We start from the raw sequence: 734 nt of genomic DNA, 5'->3' as shown, positions 1-734 counted from the left end.
TGGGTTCCGCAACGAAGGAGCGCAGGGGCGCGATCGACTTTTCGAACGAAGGTCCAGTTATCACCGCGTCCGCATGGTGGGGAGGCAGGCGGCGCCGCAGCTCGTCCCAGAAGCGATCGTCGCTCCAGTCCTCGATCTTCTGGTCGAGTGCACATTGAACATAGTAGCGGCTGCGGGTTGCGGAGCGCATGGAGCACAGGGCAAAGCCGCGCGGATGATTGGCATAGATCAGTTCGTGATTGACCGGCGGCACATCGGCAAGGATGCCAAGCCAGCCGAAGGGATAGACTTTCTCAAAAATGCGCAGCGATTTCTCCGGGATGGATTTGCGGCTGACACCATGAAAACCATCGCACCCGGCAATGAAATCGCAGTCGATCCGATGGGTGATGCCGTCTTTTTCATAAGTGACATAGGGCGAATTGCCATCGAAATCATGCGGCTGAACGTTGCTTGCATCATAGATGCTCTCGCCGCCGCTCTTTTCGCGATGTTCCATCAGGTCGCGGGTGAGCTCCGTCTGGCCGTAGACCATGACGCGCTTGCCGCCAGTAAGGCCAGTCAGATCGATGCGATGATCGCGTCCGTCGAAAACAAGAGAAAAGCCATCATGCGGTAGCCCCTCGACGTGCATCCTCGTGCCGGATTTCGCCCTGTCGATCAGTTCGACTGTGCCTTCCTCGAGAACCCCCGCGCGGACGCGGCTGAGGATATATTCCTTGCCGACGCGGTCG

The 734-nt window shown here is 58.4% G+C and carries 1 protein-coding gene; it reads right to left on the bottom strand.

Going from position 1 to position 734, the window contains the following annotated elements:
* Window positions 1–734 (bottom strand): 4-hydroxybenzoate 3-monooxygenase (locus ACXJ5O_RS28855; RefSeq protein ID WP_457302896.1); only part of this gene is annotated, 734 nt, incomplete at both ends.

Source organism: Phyllobacterium sp. P5_D12, assembly GCF_054049495.1.
This window is presented reverse-complemented; position numbering and strand designations above follow the sequence as displayed.